Source organism: Pseudomonas sp. P129, from assembly GCF_020312195.1.
In the GTDB taxonomy this organism is placed as follows: Bacteria; Pseudomonadota; Gammaproteobacteria; order Pseudomonadales; family Pseudomonadaceae; genus Aquipseudomonas; species Aquipseudomonas fragariae.
Genome location: NZ_JAGPYS010000011.1, coordinates 57,671 through 72,508 on the forward strand (window position 1 = coordinate 57,671; position 14,838 = coordinate 72,508).

General features: G+C 55.9%; 12 protein-coding genes, 4 tRNA genes and 1 pseudogene. 6 read left to right on the top strand and 11 right to left on the bottom strand.

The features are described 5' to 3' along the window. Nucleotides 1–250 precede the first annotated feature (250 nt). The 4 genes from KBY02_RS21130 (at nt 251) to KBY02_RS21145 (ending at nt 687) form a co-directional block, all read left to right on the top strand. Nucleotides 251–326 (top strand) — tRNA-Asn (locus tag KBY02_RS21130). 29 nt (nt 327–355) lie between these two features. Next, nucleotides 356–432: transfer RNA gene (locus KBY02_RS21135), tRNA-Pro, on the top strand. Between the two features lie 5 nt (nt 433–437). Beyond that, nucleotides 438–513: transfer RNA gene (locus KBY02_RS21140), tRNA-Lys, on the top strand. Nucleotides 514–610: 97 nt separating this feature from the next. Next, a tRNA-Pro gene (locus tag KBY02_RS21145) sits at nt 611–687 on the top strand. 307 nt (nt 688–994) lie between these two features. Here KBY02_RS21145 and KBY02_RS21150 read toward each other — a convergent pair. After that, a pseudogene (locus tag KBY02_RS21150) lies at nt 995–1,372 on the bottom strand (hypothetical protein); the annotation flags it as partial. Between the two features lie 513 nt (nt 1,373–1,885). On the opposite strand from KBY02_RS21150, the gene KBY02_RS21155 reads away from it, so the two are divergent. Next, nucleotides 1,886–2,338 (top strand): hypothetical protein, encoded by a 453-nt coding sequence (locus KBY02_RS21155; protein ID WP_161806397.1) that lies wholly within the window; start codon nt 1,886–1,888, stop codon nt 2,336–2,338. Between the two features lie 216 nt (nt 2,339–2,554). Here KBY02_RS21155 and KBY02_RS21160 read toward each other — a convergent pair whose 3' ends face one another. From KBY02_RS21160 to KBY02_RS21175, 4 genes are all read right to left on the bottom strand, one after another. Continuing rightward, nucleotides 2,555–3,736, bottom strand: coding sequence for a glycoside hydrolase family 10 protein (locus KBY02_RS21160; RefSeq protein ID WP_032654616.1), 1,182 nt, complete (start codon nt 3,734–3,736; stop codon nt 2,555–2,557). Nucleotides 3,737–3,955: 219 nt separating this feature from the next. Next, nucleotides 3,956–5,251: a glycoside hydrolase family 68 protein gene (locus KBY02_RS21165; protein WP_011266606.1), complete on the bottom strand. Its 1,296-nt coding sequence runs from the start codon at nt 5,249–5,251 to the stop codon at nt 3,956–3,958. Between the two features lie 11 nt (nt 5,252–5,262). Next, nucleotides 5,263–5,448: a Com family DNA-binding transcriptional regulator gene (locus KBY02_RS21170; protein WP_003403367.1), complete on the bottom strand. Its 186-nt coding sequence runs from the start codon at nt 5,446–5,448 to the stop codon at nt 5,263–5,265. A gap of 510 nt (nt 5,449–5,958) precedes the next feature. Further along, nucleotides 5,959–6,399 carry an MEKHLA domain-containing protein gene (locus KBY02_RS21175; RefSeq protein WP_024641376.1) on the bottom strand — a complete coding sequence of 147 codons (441 nt, stop codon included), beginning with the start codon at nt 6,397–6,399 and terminating at the stop codon, nt 5,959–5,961. A gap of 377 nt (nt 6,400–6,776) precedes the next feature. Here KBY02_RS21175 and trpC point away from each other — a divergent pair, with 377 nt between their 5' ends. Further along, nucleotides 6,777–7,577 carry an indole-3-glycerol phosphate synthase TrpC gene (trpC, locus tag KBY02_RS21180; protein WP_003423144.1) on the top strand — a complete coding sequence of 267 codons (801 nt, stop codon included), beginning with the start codon at nt 6,777–6,779 and terminating at the stop codon, nt 7,575–7,577. 292 nt (nt 7,578–7,869) lie between these two features. Here trpC and KBY02_RS21185 read toward each other — a convergent pair whose 3' ends face one another. The 6 genes from KBY02_RS21185 to KBY02_RS21210 all read right to left on the bottom strand — a co-directional run bounded on the left by KBY02_RS21185 (nt 7,870) and on the right by KBY02_RS21210 (nt 14,712). Beyond that, nucleotides 7,870–8,862, bottom strand: coding sequence for a LacI family DNA-binding transcriptional regulator (locus KBY02_RS21185; protein ID WP_003403364.1), 993 nt, complete (start codon nt 8,860–8,862; stop codon nt 7,870–7,872). Nucleotides 8,863–8,942: 80 nt separating this feature from the next. Then, nucleotides 8,943–10,445 carry a glycoside hydrolase family 32 protein gene (locus KBY02_RS21190; RefSeq protein WP_162496818.1) on the bottom strand — a complete coding sequence of 501 codons (1,503 nt, stop codon included), beginning with the start codon at nt 10,443–10,445 and terminating at the stop codon, nt 8,943–8,945. Further along, the gene (locus KBY02_RS21195) at nt 10,442–11,587 is read right to left on the bottom strand and encodes an ABC transporter ATP-binding protein (protein WP_173427830.1); all 1,146 of its coding nucleotides are present in this window, start codon (nt 11,585–11,587) and stop codon (nt 10,442–10,444) included. The genes KBY02_RS21190 and KBY02_RS21195 overlap by 4 nt, the downstream gene beginning before the upstream one ends. A 27-nt stretch (nt 11,588–11,614) precedes the next feature. Beyond that, nucleotides 11,615–12,457: a carbohydrate ABC transporter permease gene (locus KBY02_RS21200; protein ID WP_104683665.1), complete on the bottom strand. Its 843-nt coding sequence runs from the start codon at nt 12,455–12,457 to the stop codon at nt 11,615–11,617. Next, complete coding sequence (locus KBY02_RS21205; protein ID WP_024659753.1) at nt 12,454–13,416, bottom strand: carbohydrate ABC transporter permease; 963 nt, start codon at nt 13,414–13,416, stop codon at nt 12,454–12,456. The genes KBY02_RS21200 and KBY02_RS21205 overlap by 4 nt, the downstream gene beginning before the upstream one ends. A gap of 21 nt (nt 13,417–13,437) precedes the next feature. Continuing rightward, nucleotides 13,438–14,712 (bottom strand): ABC transporter substrate-binding protein, encoded by a 1,275-nt coding sequence (locus KBY02_RS21210; protein ID WP_104683666.1) that lies wholly within the window; start codon nt 14,710–14,712, stop codon nt 13,438–13,440. Nucleotides 14,713–14,838: the final 126 nt, after the last annotated feature.

The window sequence follows — 14,838 nt, forward strand, 5'->3', positions numbered from 1 at the left end:
CTTTTTTTGAGGCGTGGTCAGCAGTAGAATCAGGCCCGAGAGGCGATCTGAAAAAAAATCGCAAATCATTGTCTTAAAAAGCAATTTATAGGGTTGACAGGTGTTTTTAAAATTGTAGAATAGCGCGCCTCAGAGACGTGAACGCAACGATACAAACGAAGCGCAAAGGTCGATGAGATTGAAATCAACGAGTTAACAGCAAGCTGGTTTCAAGGCAACAGGTTGTAAAGTTGAATCTGAAATCGATAGTTCCGCGATAGCTCAGTTGGTAGAGCAAGTGACTGTTAATCACTGGGTCCCTGGTTCGAGTCCAGGTCGTGGAGCCAGATTTCGCAAGGTTCAATGCAGTTTAAGTCGGGGTATAGCGCAGTCCGGTAGCGCGCCTGCTTTGGGAGCAGGATGTCAGGAGTTCGAATCCCCTTACCCCGACCATATTTGGGTCGTTAGCTCAGTTGGTAGAGCAGTTGGCTTTTAACCAATTGGTCGTAGGTTCGAATCCCACACGACCCACCATTTTTGGTCAGTTTGTATCTGGCTGGATCTTAGGGAGTGACGCCACAAGCGTCACCCAAATAGAAAACGCCTCCTCGGAGGTGTTTTTTAGCATCATCGGGGTATAGCGCAGTCCGGTAGCGCGCCTGCTTTGGGAGCAGGATGTCAGGAGTTCGAATCCCCTTACCCCGACCATTTTCGCCCAGCTGTATCAGGGTTGAAGATCAGGACTCAAGAACAGTGGTTTTGAGTCCAACAGAAAAGGCGTCCTTCGGGACGCCTTTTTTGTTGCGTGCATTTTCAGGTGAGACCACGCTCAGCCGCCGCCTGATGCGAAATATGGGTAAGCGCTCCATAAACCCCATCTTTAGCCAAGTGGGGTCTATGGAGCGCTTACGATTGATTCAGGTTATTCGCTGAGGCATTGGGAAGCAGGGAGTGGGAGGAGTGCCGTCGCGACAACCCTCCTGATCAAGGCTCCACGCCGGCTAATAGGTGATCGCTAAACCGGATGACGATGAAGGCTGGCAAAGTCAGCCTCCTTGGTTGTTATAAAGAACGACAGTCTTTTTTTGAGGTTCCGCGGCCAGGCACCTATTTTTGTCGCTTTGTTCAATTTTGTTAACACGTAGATAGTTTCGGCAAGAGCCTTTTTGCTCGACGCCTCCGCCTCTGGATCAATGGGATCGCTGGCCAAAGCGCGATTGTCCATGAGCATCTGCCACAGCTGCTGGTCGACGGTGTCTTCAGCCAAGGGTTGACGCCGTGCGCCCGGTCTTGCGAATCGGTGCTGGTCGCTGCGCGTGATTTGATTGCTCTCCTCTTGTTCTGCCTGGCTGAATATCACCGGCACAGTCTGCCGCTGTTTACCCTTCAGGTTACCCCGACCATTTTCGCCCAGCTGTATCAGGGTTGAAGATCAGGACTCAAGAGCAGTCGCTTTGAGTCCAATAGAAAAGGTGTCCTTCGGCAGCGCTATGCATCGGCCGATAATGGCAGATTGAGTATGTCTACAAAGCTCTAACGCAGTTGATTAGCCTCACCTGCCGACCCATCCGGCCAGTTCCAGCATTTCGGGGCGTATATGTCGCATACATTCGTTGTCAGCGAAGTGAGCAATGAGGATAGGTGGGCTTTATGATGTATTGCAATTGTCATATTAAAGCGCAGCTCTGTGGTAGCTCTGATGGACCACGCGGTTTCCTGATGCTACGCGATGGGCAATTGGCAGCCGCAGGCTGACTAGTTCATAAATGGTATGCAGTACATACCCGAAAATTGTAACATTGCCAACGTAGGTAACAGTCTCAGTACGTTGACGCAACGTCATCCATAGAACCAGACGAGGAAAAGTGAAGTGAAATTAATCACAACGGTAACCACAAGTCTGCTAATGCTCATGAACGGTGCTCACGCCGAGGGACTGACCACCTCGGTGGATGGTAAAGAACTGACGGTTAGCTTCGGTCAGCCCACCATTAAGCAAGTGCTGCATTACCGTAAAATGTACGACAAAAAACCGTTCCCCGATGCCGAAATTTATTATTACGATAACGGCACCTACAAACTGATTTCGCAGGGTGAAAACCACTATGGCGTTTACTCCATAGAGGGCAATGTAGATGAGGAAACGTTCACTGTGCGTTTCATTTCTCTGCCTTCTGGCGACTGGGGGAATAAAACGGCTTTTCATCAGTTAACGTTCGTTCGTGGAGACAAGCAAAACATATTCATCCAGAACGCTATTGTTGATACCGGCGAGGCCCTTGCTCAGCAGAACGGCACTTATACCCAGGAAAAAAATACCGTCACGAATCCGGTGTCTACCACGTGGAAAAATAAATAATCTTCATGGAGCGTCTGGTCGTGGAGCTACGTCTATATCCAGCCGCCCGGAAAATTCACCATGACATCCGTTGCGCATCCCTCAGAAACGGAAACTTTAGCATGATTTCAACGAACGCTTGAGCCAATATTGCCTGTATTGAGCGGGCGAAATCCATTTTAAAAAAGCCCGCTTATTACAAGGGCTTCCCCATTGCGCAGAAGCCCAACAAAAAAATTAGACGTCGGCCCAGCGACGCTTCAGGTAATCAACCACCTGCTGTGTCTGCGAAGCCCGCAGAAACATATGTCGAAAAAACATACACCCGGACACTTCAGCCAGAGAATCATTCAGGTCAAGCTGACGAGTCATTTCAGGCACGCCCCCCTCAACAGTCCAGTCGGGCTCGGCTGCTGATGCCGTTCCCACTTTATACAGAGCCATACCAATATATAACGCTGTGCCGGTACCCCTGACGGTATCCGCCCACCACTGGGTGATGACGTCATAGCGGGCAACCTCCCGGGCAAACGGCCAGTAGACCTGCGGGGCGATATAATCAATGATGCCGTCAATGACCCATTTCCGCGTGTCTGCATACGCGAAGTCGTAATTAGGTGCACCGGCCTGCGTATCAGACCCCAGCGGGTCGTCAGATTTATTCCACCAGACGCCTGCCGGGCTGATACCAAACAAGACACCCGTGTTAACGGCGGCTATTTTTTTATGGCATGCATCAACCAGCGAATACGTGTTATTCCGTCGCCAGTCGGCCTTTGTGGTAAAGGTCGTATTGTAGGTCTGGTAGGTCGCATCATCATTGAGCAGGGAATCGGCGGATTCATAATAAAAATAATCGTCGAACTGAATCGCATCCACATCGTATTGAGTGACAATCTCTTCAACGATACTACTCACCCACGCCTGAACTTCAGGTATGCCGGGATCGAGAACAAAGCGTTTCGCTGAAGTGCCTGTCCATTCAGGATGCAGTTTAAACACACTGGCCGGCGAGTCAGAGGATGAGTTATTCAGCTCTTCTATTGTGGCATCACTGATGTTCATTGATACGCGGTACGGGTTTACCCATGCGTGCAGCTCGATATGACGAGCGTGCGCCTGCTCAACAGCATAAGCCAGTGGGTCGAAGCCGGGATTTTTTCCGAGCGTCCCCGTCAGGTATTTCGACCATGGAAGCAGGTCTGATGCATAGAATGCATCTGCGCAGGGAACAACCTGGAATATAACCGCATTCATTTTCATTGCCACAAGTTCATCAAGAATGCTGGTCAACTCTTCTTTCTGTGTTCTGACACGTGCAGCCTCATCAGTGATGGCCAGAGATGAGACTGACGGCCAGTCAAGATTCGTAACGGTTGCGACCCAGGTCGCCTTGAGATTTTTGTTCGCGGTCGCCATTGCGGTTTCTCCTGTGTGCAGGGTTCTGAGGAAACGAAATACGCTGTCCATGCATGGGCATTTTGAAATGCCTGTTCATTAACGAGTACGACACCTTCCAGGACGCTGGTAGGTAACCATGGCCGAGCAGATCATCGCGATGAGCGAGTTGCCGGGCTGAACGCCTGAAGAACGCCTGCTTGCACAGGCGTTCCTCAGGCATCGTACGTGGACGGCGTGTCAGCTCAGTTGCACGTCTTTCATCGCAGGAATGTAACCGTAGTCATATTCTTCCTGCACGAACGAGCGATCCCCCTTCAACAGGATTCTCACCGTCGGCGCCTCGGTGCCGCCGATACGATAATCCTCACCTTCGGTGGGCACGCTGTCGATGAATGAAGTCACCAGGCCGTTCGGCATGACGCAGTGGGAATACGTCTGGAAAGGCTGCTCGGGCGGATTGCCGAGCACCAGGCCGGAAGCGTTCATTGGCCGGTACGGGCCGAACAAATGTTCGCCGACAAAACCGTAGACACCGTCTGGTCCTGTAATACCATCGGCATACGTAAACTTGTGACTGATGGTGAACAAGTAATACTTGCCGTCCTGAAAGACATAGTGCGGACGCTCGGTCTGATCGTTCACGCCGACGGCTGTCACCAAGGGCGGAAGTATTTCCCACTCTTCACCAGTGAGATCTTTTGCGACCGCCAGGCCGATACAACCTACCTGGAATCTGGCCCCGCCCACGTCTTCATGACCTGGTGGCACAGGACCCAGCTCGACACTCCCTACTGTGTGCGAGCCGCGTTCACCGGCGACGTTGCCTTCAAACACCATGTACAACTTGCCGTCACGGGGGTCAATGAACGGGCTGGGGTCGCGAAAGTTCCAGCTCGAGTTCTGCGCTTCTGTTTGATAATAGGTGCCGTCGGCCTCGAACAGCTTTTTGACCTGGGTAAAGTCTTTCAACTCCACGCCCTGATCGGACGTCACAATACGACCACGTACTTTGGCGATCGCTGCGCCGGGCGTGACGCAGGTGTAATAAAGATCGATATCGCCTTTGTCATTCAACAGTATGGGTGTGCCCGCCCACTCTCGTGTGGTGGGCGATACCCCCTCGGCCATTACGCGACCACCAAAGATCCAGTCCTTGCCGGTACGCGAGTACCAGTAGCACATGCGTGCGCGGCCATGACGATCTTCCCAGTCACGCTTGATGTCATAACGGCCATTGGCGTCGAGGTATTGCGGATCATTGGGGTGGCGGTCAGCCGTCAGGGTCAGGATGACCGACCAGCCGTTGACCGAAACCACCGTGCCATCCAGCTCGCGCAGCGGCATGGTGTCCCAGATGAATACCGTATCACTCATGACCGGGAAGTCCGCACTGACCAGTGGCTGCGTGGTGGTCGGGTCATTTTCATTGACCTTCAGCGCATCGGCGCGGGACCAGACAGTGGGTGCGTAGTTGATGTGACCTGCTAGAGGACTATTTTTGAGCTGGCTTACAGCAGAGCTGCTAGTGGACATAATTGATACCTTTAAATAGCTTTGGGAGGCAGCAGCGACGCTGCTGTACCTCTTTCGCTCAAAGGCGATAACTCAAGGCTCGCGGCCTTCACATGATTCAGCGTCCCGCAGCGGGAGCACTTGATTTGGAGTTCGGTGTAGTCACCCATGCGAGCCAGTAGCTTCTTGCACTGTCCGCATCGGTAGTCTTTCAACATTTGCACGGGTCTCCTTGTAGTTCGCCCAATGAAAAACCCCGCCGAGGCGGGGTTTGGGGTGGATCGCTATGTATCGGTTGGCGCTGTTAAAAAGCCCGTATCCGATGGCTGCCCTGAGGCGCAAATCGCATATCGTGGTGTCTTTTTACCCGCATCCGGAAAGTCTGGAAAGAAGCACTTTCGGGGAAGGTCGAGTCTGGCCGGAGTTCAACAAGAGTTCGACCACAGCTGCGCAATCGACCCGGATAAACGGTGCGAGACAGCGCTTTGATTGGAGGCGCGGTGCTTGAGGCGTGTACAAAGTCAGTTGATTCCAGAGCACGGGCGCAGCCAGCAATGAAACGACCAGCTTGAGGTTATTGGACGTTTGACGAGGGTATAAATCTGCACTGGAAAGCGGGACTTCTGCGTCATCGAATCCGCAGGATGGAGCGTAGGGCGATGCTTCTGGACAAGGTGGTTGGTCAGGTTGTCTGCTCGAGCAGGAGCAGACAACCATTCCGGAAAACCTTAATCCACAACGCCGATACGCTGTTCATCCGGCCAGAATAACGCGGCTTGCCCGCACGCCTGGCCCTGCGAATTCAATAAGGTCCACACCACACCTGCGTAGATCATGAACGGTTGATCATTCGCATCCACTCGCCAGCCGCTGTAGCCCTCGGCGATGCCATTGGCGGTGACTTGCTCCAGCAATACCTGACGCTGAGCACGATCGAGCTCCGAGGCGCTGAAACGTGAGGGCATGCCGATGAAACTGTCGTGCGGGTACTTGAAGCATTGCAGCGCGCATTCGTTCACGTAGGTAAAGCGCGGATCCGCGGCGCCATCGTGGGCCAACAGGCTATAGGGAGCTTGTGTATGCAGCCAGGTGAGGCGTTGTTGCGAGTCCAGTTGCCGAGGGGACGGCAGTCCGTGACCGGTCCAATGTCGGTAGCTTTCATCGAGCATTTGTATGAACTGTTCTTGAGACACCTGTCACCTCGCAACGAGCACGCAAAGATGCTTTTATCAGAGACTTTATTTCTGAAATAGCACGCTATATCCAGGCGGCAATGGCAAGTTGATGCTGTTTTGCCATCTTGGTCGCCTTGCTTACATAAAAGGGTGCGTTACCGAAGAGCATATGCTCTGGGTTTACATCATAAGCTATTATGATATATTTAACGCGCATGATATTTAAAGATTGATAAATTAAATTTAATTATTATTTGTCGGTCAGTGAAGGTAGTCTGGTTTGACTTTTGCTAGAGGGCAAGAATCAGCGTTCTTGCGTCAAGCACACAGGAATTAATGTAATAAACTGCCCGCTAATATGAGTGACTGTCATGAGTGATATTCTAAACAAAATAAAACATTACAAACTTCAGGAAATAGAGGCGGCGAAAGCTGACTTGCCATTCAGCCGCCTCGAACAGCGTGCCCTCGAACAGTCCAGCCCACGCGGTTTTTATAAAGCACTGAAAGCAAAAGAGCAGCAGGGTCTGATAGGCTTGATTGCAGAAATAAAAAAAGCCAGTCCATCAAAAGGTCTGATTCGCGAAGACTTCAACCCGCCAGAGCTGGCGAAGGCTTATGAAACCGGTGGCGCTGCCTGTTTATCCGTTCTGACCGACACGCCAAGCTTCCAGGGCTCGCCGCAGTTTCTTATCGATGCGCGAAACGCTTGCGCCCTTCCTGTGTTACGAAAAGACTTCATGTTTGATACGTATCAGGTGTATGAGGCACGTGCCTGGGGCGCGGACTGCATATTGCTGATCATGGCCTCATTGAGTGATGACCTGGCTGCCGAACTTGAAAGTGCCGCCATGACGCTGGGGATGGACGTCCTTGTGGAAGTGCATGACGAACATGAAATGGAGCGTGCGCTTAAACTGTCTTCCCCGCTGCTTGGCGTCAATAATCGCAACCTGCATACCTTCGAAGTAGACCTCGGCACAAGCGAGCGACTGGCATCCATGGTGCCCGCAGGCAAACTGCTGGTCGGCGAAAGTGGTATCGGCAACCATAATGATTGCCTGCGACTCAAGAAGTCCGGCATCACTACCTTTCTGGTCGGCGAAAGCCTGATGCGCAAAGAAGATGTTGTGGCGGCGACAAGAACACTGCTGACCGGCAGTGCGGACTGACACGTATCAAGCTCCCGGCTCAGAGGGGCAGTTGTGCGCTCCTCTGATGCAGCCTGCGGATATTCCGGACGTAAGCAGTTGTTTGCTCTGAATGCTGTGGAATCACTATCCATAGCATCCCCAACAGTCCGACATGAAGCAATAGGCAACCTTTAAAGCGACAACCTCGCCACCAGCTTGCTCATCCCTATGGCCAGCGTTTCGAAGTTGAAAATCAGAACTCAAGAGCCGACGCTTTTATTGGGCTCGTCCCGCGTGACGACTCGATGCGTGAGCTATCCCACGCAAGGCTTCATAACGATTCTCTGACCACCAGCGGGCAGTCCACAGGCTGGGAGCCCGATACCTCAATGCTGTCGATCAAGTGCCGGGCGGCGTTGCGACCGATCTCGTAATACGGCAGTTGCACCGTGGTCAGCGCAGGGATGAACAGCTCGGCGATGCCGATCATGTTGTCATAACCCAGTACGGCGACATCGCCGGGGATTTTCAGGCCTTGGCCCAGCAGCAGCTGGTAGGCACAAAAGGCAATGCGGTCATTGCCGCAGATCAGAATGTCGAACTGCGGACGGCCATCCAGCATGTGCCGGGCGAGGATGGCGGCGGTTTCCCAATAGGCGTCGTGTTCGGACAGGTTGTATTGCAAGAGTTCGTCGCCAGCCAGACCGAACGCCTCGCAGGCACGCAACATACCTGCTTGCCGAATTTCCCAGGCCAGGCTCTGTTTTGGCAGGTTGATGAATAGCGGGCGTCGATAGCCCTTGCTGAACGCGTGGTGCAAGGCACGGTACTGACCCATTTCGTCGTCCGGCACATAACTGACAAGGCTGCTGTCATCGGCTACGCAGTTGGCGAGCACCAGCGGTTTGCTCTTCAAGCGCTGCGGGATACTCACTTTGCGTAAGCCCATGGCGCTGAAGATCAACCCGTCGGGGCGGTGCGAGAGCATCAGATCAATGTTCTGGTCGGTGGGCGGGTTGCTCAGCAGGTTGAGGATAAATACGTTCCAGCCTGCCTGCTGCGCGGTCTGTTCGATGGACAGCAGCAGCTCGACCGCAAATGGCGTGGTTGCGGTGTCCAGGGCGAATACGCCGATGGTCCGGGTCTGCAGGTTGTCGCCGCGAATCCGGCGAGCCGACAGGCTGGGTACGAATTGAAGCTCATCGATCGCGTTGCGCACCCGCTGATACGTCTCGGGGCTCAGTTTTCCCGGATCATTGAGCGCCCGAGACACCGTCATCAGGGACACACCGGCCAGTTTTGCAACGTCTTTAACTGAGGTCATGCGGGTCGGGGCCTGTCGGGTTGACTGATGATTATCATGCTACAGAGAGCTGATTTTTTTCGCGACTTCAATGATTTACCTTACAGGTATCCGGAGGAGAGCTGCCATGCATTGGCAATGCAGACTCGGCCTCCTGTGCCGTTGGCAACAAGCTTGACCCCCAGGCTGTCGGTCTGTGGATAAAGGCGGCTGCTGAAGCTGAAACTGCCGTTTTGCTCGAACACCTCAATGGACGAGCGATCAAGGAAGATCCGCAGTTCAAGCTGATTCTGTTGTGGATCTATCGCTACGCTGCGCTGACCGCTGACGTGGGTGCCCGACTGAGTACGGTCGAGGATCAAACGTTTTAGCGACGCATCGTAGTAAAGCAGAGTCTGCTCCTGGCCATCCGGACTGCTGCGCAATGCCACGCCCAAGTGGCCTTCGATGCAGTCGAGCAGGTCCAACTGCACGTGGATTTCCAGCATGTCGCCGTGTATGTCGGTCAGCCACTGGCTACCCGCGTCGCTCCACCAGGCAGTGCCTGGCAGTGACGCGTCGCGCAACGCTGTCAGCTCGCGTGCGGGGTGTACGCAGAGGCGATTTTCGCGCACTTCAAGTTCTCGCGGCAGGCCGAGCATGCCGCGCCAGTGATGCGCTTCGGTGGGGGTCGGGCTTTCCCACATGTCGATCCACGCCCACAGCAGACGTCTGCCATCTGCCGCCACCAGCGTCTGCGCCGCATAGAAGTCGTGGCCGCTGTCCAGCTCGATAAAAGGCCCGCCGGTGAACTGCCATTGACTGTCGACCTGGCCCACTCTATAGCCGGTGTGGAACCTGTTCAGTCGCTCGTAGCGCTGTGCCGGCATGCCCTGGGGGGAGTAAAGCAGTACGTCGCGTTCATTGAGGCCAAACAGGTCCGGGCATTCCCACATATAACCGTCGCCGTCGTCGCCTGAGAACACATAGCTGACGAATTCCCACGCGTGCAGGTCCGTGGATCGATAGAGCGGCAGCAGCGGTTTTTCACCCAGGCGTGCGCCGGCAATCAGGTACCAGTGGCCATCCTGTCGCCAGACCTTCGGGTCACGGAAATGAATCATCTCGTCTTGCGGCGGGGTGTCGATGACGGCGCCGTGTTTGATGAAGCTGATGCCGTCGGTACTGGTGGCCAGGCACTGCACCTGACGGATAAAGCGCTCGTCGCCCACCTCACCCAGCCATGTATGCCCGGTGTAGATCAGCGCCAGGGTGTCGCCACACACCACTGCACTGCCGGAAAAACAGCCGTCCCGGTCGAAGTCATCACCGGGTGCCAAGGCAATGGGCAGGTGTTGCCAATGGACCAGATCGGCACTCTTCGCATGGCCCCAGTACATCGGGCCCCATTTCGCGTCGAACGGGTGGTGCTGATAGAACACATGATATTCGCCGCGAAAGAACACCACCCCGTTAGGGTCGTTCATCCAGCCTGCCGGCGGGGCCAGGTGATAACCGGGCCGATAATCGTGGACGAGCTGCGACAGACCCTCTTCCAGCGCATGGTGCGCGCGTTCGAGGGCGGGGGACATCGGGTTGCTCATGGCATTCACGGAAAAACTCATAGGGTGCCTGCTTGTACGAGGTGCGGTGTGGTACCGGGTGTCAGGTGTTGACTGGCGTCTGTGTGGCGCTTCAGGGCCAGGCCATCGGCGTCGAACAGGTGCAGGTTGCTGTCGTCGAATTGCAGCGCGACCTGGTCACCCACCTGCCAGCCAGCCTTGGCATCGCAGCGACAAATCAAGGGCTCGCTTGCGCCGGTAGCCAGGTGCACATAGACCTCGCTGCCCAGGTATTCGACACCGGATACCGTGACGCCAACGCCGTTGTTCGCAGCATTGAGGGTGATGTGCTCCGGGCGCACACCCAAGGTCAGTTGCGCATCCTCGGTCAGATTCGAGCTGTCGAAGGGCAGGGATTTCATGCCCAGTGCCGGGATATCGATCAGGCTGCTGCGACCCGGTGCCTGCAAGCTCACTGGCAGAAAATTCATTCTTGGCGAGCCCAGAAAACCGGCGACGAAGAGGCTGGCAGGACGCTCGTAGAGTTCGCGTGGTGAGCCGACCTGTTCGACCTGACCGCCGTTGAGTACGACAATCTTGTCCGCCAGGGTCATCGCCTCTACCTGATCGTGGGTGACGTAGATCATCGTCGAGCCCAGCCGCTTGTGGAGGCGGGCGATTTCGTTGCGCATCTGAACCCGCAACGAGGCATCCAGGTTGGAAAGCGGTTCATCGAACAACAGGATGTCCGGTTCCCGCGCCATGGCTCGGCCCATGGCCACACGCTGGCGCTGCCCGCCGGACAGTTCCCTGGGCTTGCGCTGCAGCAGTTTGTCCAGTTGCAGGATCTGCGCGGTTTTCAGCACGCGTTCGCGCAGGCTGCTTTTTTCCGTCTTGGCCAGCTTGAGGCCGAAACTGATGTTGTCGTAGACGCTCATGTGCGGGTACAGGGCGTAGGACTGAAAGACCATACCGACACCACGCTCGCGTGGTTCCAGGTCATTGACCCGTCGTCCGTCGATCAGCAGGTCGCCAGCACAGATCGAATCCAGGCCGGCGATCAAGCGCAGCAGCGTCGACTTTCCGCAGCCCGACGGGCCGACGAACACAACGAACTCACCGGCAGCGATCTCCAGGCTGACGTCGCGCAGAATACGCGTGCCGCCCAATTGCTTGTTGATGTTGTCTAGCTTCAATTTCATCACGATGCTGTTCCTTGTCAGTTGTGTGCATCAACCTTTCAACGCGCCGGCAGTGAGGCCGGAAACGATGCGGCGCTGGAAGATCAGCACCAGAATCACCAGTGGCACGGTCACCAGCACCGACGCCGCCATCAAAAGGCCCCAGGGCAATTCGTGGGAGCTGCCACCCGAGATCAGGGCGATGGCGACCGGGACCGTTCGCTGGGCGTCTGTCAGGGTGAAGGTCAGGGCAAACAGGAACTCGTTCCACGCGGCAATAAACGCCAGCAGGCCGGTCGTGACCAGGGCGGGCCACAGCAGCGGCAACAGCACGCGGGTCAACGTGACCCAGGGCGATGCGCCATCCATGATTGCCGCTTCTTCCAGTTCATACGGCAGTTGCCCCATGAACGTGGTCAGCACCCAGACGGTGAAGGGCAGGGTGAAAATCGTGTAGCTCAGGATCAGCGCCCATGAGGTGTTGTACAGACCCAGTGCGCGGATCACTTCAAACAGTCCCGACAGCACCGCGACCTGAGGAAACATGGAGACGCCGAGCACCATCATCAGCACCGTGCCGCGCCCTCGGAACTTGACTCTGCCCAAGGCATAGGACGCCGTCAGGCCGAGGAACAGCGCCAGCATCACTACACTCAGCGCAACCACCAGCGAGTTGGCGATGGCCTGCAGGAATGAAGCCTGGCTGAGGACCGTTGCGTAATTGGAGAAGTCGGCTTCGGTGATCCAGTAGCTCACTTCAAACAAGGCGCTGGACGGTTTCAGCGAGGTCAGGACGGCGTAATAGAAAGGGAAGATCGCGTACAGCAGCACGATCCCGACCAGGCCCCAGAAGGCCAGACGCAGCAGCGCTTTCTTCAGTGGGCGCAGGTTCATGAGCGCACCTCCAGCTGGCGGCGTCCGAGGTACAGATAAAGCATGGCAATCACGGCCACGACCAGAAACAGCAGGGTAGAGGCGGCGCTGCCGTAGCCGACGTCCTGGAACTCCACCAGATGCTGGCGGGCATAGACCGACATGCTCATGGTGCTCGAAGAGTTGGAGGTCAGGACGTAGATGACGTCGAAGACCCGCAACGAGTCGAGGATGCGAAAGATTGCGGCGACCAACAACGCGGGCATCAGCAACGGCAAGGTGACACGCCAGAACACCCGCACCGGATGAATGCCGTCGACCCTGGCGGCTTCGTAGCAATCGCTTGGCAGCATCTGCAGTGCCGCGAGCATCAGCAGGGTGACAAAGGGCACGGTCTTCCAGACATCGACGATGATCACTGCCCACATCGACAGATCCGCATCTGCCGTCCAGGCCAGTGGCGCGTCAATCAGGCCCAGGCTCAGCATCATGTGGTTGATAATGCCGAACTGGTCATTGAGCATCCACGACCAGATCTTCGCCGAGACGATGGTCGGAATCGCCCAAGGGATCAGAATCAACGCACGCACCAGCGCGCGGCCGGTGAACTTGACGTTCAACAGCAACGCCACCATCAGTCCGAGGACCATTTCCAGCCCGACCGACACCACGGTGAAATGCAGGGTGTTACGCACCGCGTTCCACCATTGCGGATCGACCAGCACGCCAGACCAGATGACGCCGTCGTAGAGCAGATAATTGCTCAGGCCCACGAATGAGCCACTGCCGGTATCCGACAGATCGGCGTCGGTCAGGCTGAACCAGAATGTGCGCAGCAATGGCCAGGCCGCCACCAGCACCAGGCACACCAGCATCGGCGTCAGAAACAGCCAGGCGGCGCGTAGCCTGCGACGTTGTACAGGCGTTTCCCGGGTGACGAGTTCGTCGTCTCCGGGGTAGTCGGTAGAAGAGACAGGCATGTTGATTTCCTTACGTGTGGCTTACCAGTTCCGGCGTTTGATGCGGGTCAGTTCGCGTTCCAGTTCGACCAGTGCCTGATCGACCGGAATATCGCCCGCCAGCACGCTATGCACCCGATCGAAGAAGGCGTTGGAGACGCGTGGGTAGCCGTTGGCCGTGATGGCGGCGGGGCGCATGACCCCATTGCTGAGGATGCTGTGCAACTGGGGGTAGTAAGGCATCGCCGCGAGCAACTCGGGGTCGGCATACAGCGACTCGATGACCGGGTTGTAGGCACCCGCCAGGGCACGCTGCTTTTGCTGCTGGGCGCTGGTCAGGTAGGCAACCAGTTCTGCCGCCAGCTTGGGGTTGCGGCTGTAGCGCGAAACCGCCAGCCCCCAGCCTCCGAGCGTTGAAGCATGGGTGCCGTTCGCGCCGCCGCTGGGCAGGGGCGCTACGCCAACCTTGTCTTTTATCGCGCTGTCCTTGCTTTGCACCAAGGCCCACACGTAAGGCCAGTTGCGCATGAACAGCGCATTTCCCGACTGGAACACGCCACGGCCTTCTTCCTCGGTGTAATTGAGGACGCCGGGCGGGGAGATGTCGCCGACCCAGCTTTTGGCCAGGGTCAGCGCGACTCGTGAGGCCTGGCTGTTGACCACGATGTCTCCGCGCGGGTTGACCAGTCCGCCGTCCGGCTGGCTGCTGATCCATTCCAGAGCGTTGCATGTCAGGCCTTCATAAGCGCGCCCCTGGAACACATAGCCCCACATAGTGGCGTTCCCGGCATCGCGCTCGGCTTTTTGCACTTTTTGGGCGGTAGCGGTCATGTCCTCCCAGGTCTGGGGGACCGGCTGTTGGTACTTGTCGAGCAGATCCTTGCGGTAGTACAGCAGCCCCGAGTCGGTAAACCAGGGCATCGACACCAGCCGGCCGTCGACGGTGGCGTTGTCCACCTGTGCCTGGAAATAGCCTTGTGTTGCATTTGCCGGAAGCAGTTCGCGCAGGTCCGTCAGGTGTTTGGCGAGCATCCCCGGCCACACCATGTCGATTTGAATGATATCGATGTCGGTGGACTGGGCACTGAGGATCTGCTGGTAGAACGACAGGCGCTCGGTCGCAGAGTTAGGCGTGGAAACCACCTGGACGTTGTTGCCGGTCTGTTTTGACCAGCTATCGACTGCCTCCTTGCACAGTTGCAACTCAGCACCGACGGCCCCACACGAGATCGTCAGATTGGCGGCGTTCGACAGCGCAGGAAACCCTGCAGACAGGGTGAGCAGCGCGGCGGGAAGAAGAGATTTCAGCTGTTTCATAGAGCCCTCTTTATTTTTGTTTTTATAAAAGTTAACGTTAACATCGTCAATGTAGCAGCGTATTTTCGATGTGGCACCCTTTTTTCTTCGATTTGCACAATTTTGTGTTGAGGGAAAAAGGCCCGG